1 protein-coding gene is annotated in these 1,075 nt (G+C 39.5%); it reads right to left on the reverse strand.

From position 1 onward, the window contains the following. Nucleotides 1–488: 488 nt before the first annotated feature. Nucleotides 489–1,075 (reverse strand): response regulator (locus F6K23_RS41140; protein ID WP_293167060.1); only part of this gene is annotated, 587 nt, incomplete at its 5' end.

The following is a 1,075-nucleotide window of genomic DNA, read 5'->3' on the forward strand; positions in this document are numbered from 1 at the left end:
CTCTTAGTTTTCAGAATCTGTTCAACATCTATTTGCCTAGCTTTTATCGGGATAAGCGCATTTTTAATATTTTTAACTTGCTTAGCTTTTATCGGTGAGCTAAAATTTTCAACTGACGATAGATAGATGATAGCTAGTGGTGTTCCCAACAATAGCGCTACCATAATTAAAAACATTTTAAAACTCATATGCTAAAGCTTGTAAAATTCTAGTTGTGGTAACCAATTCATTGACATTAATTCATTGCTATTTCTACAAGCCTTGCTATAAGATCTTTTAAAAAAATAAATCTACGTTTAAAATTCACAACCTATTTAGTATTGGTATAGACTTACATTTCTATAATTCCTCTCAATAAATCAGGCAGCCTAATCTGACTTCTTACTCAGATAAACAGCTTAAGCCATAACCTGAACATAAGACAATGACTCAATCCTTTCCAACCGTTACTAAATAAGCCTTAGAAAAAGTGTTGATGGAAACAGAGTTCAAGCCGAAACACGACTAGTGGCAATTACCTCCTCTAAAGTCTTCAAAAGAACCCGTTCATTATAAGGCTTAGAAAAATAAGCCTTAGCCCCCAAAGTCATCGCCAATTGGCGATGCTTTTCTCCACTACGAGAAGTAAGCATCGCAATAGGTAAATCATCAAAAGCAGGATCCGACTTAATTCGAGCCAAAAAACCATAACCATCAAGGCGAGGCATTTCAATATCACAAATAACCGCTTGAACAGGCAATCCACTCAGCAACTTTTCCACCGCATCTTGACCATCCTTAGCCTGTTCGACAAAATATCCAGCTCTTTCCAAAGCCAAAGCTAAAAAGCGACGCACATTAATCGAATCATCCACCACCAAAATAGTATCCTTATGATTAAGTGCTCCAACCTCAGCAGAAACAGCCTGATAATTGTAATCAACCGCAGAGAAAAACTTCTCGGACCCTTGGGGCAGAGCATTAGGAGTCTCAGGAGTCCTCAGCAAAGCCACACTCCCCAAATGGGGCGCACCAGCAGCAGGCAAAGGCTCAAAATTACCACTGCCAGCTAAGGGGAGCTGGGGTGGGACAGCTA

Source organism: Okeania sp. SIO2C9, from assembly GCF_010672455.1.
In the GTDB taxonomy this organism is placed as follows: Bacteria; Cyanobacteriota; Cyanobacteriia; order Cyanobacteriales; family Microcoleaceae; genus Okeania.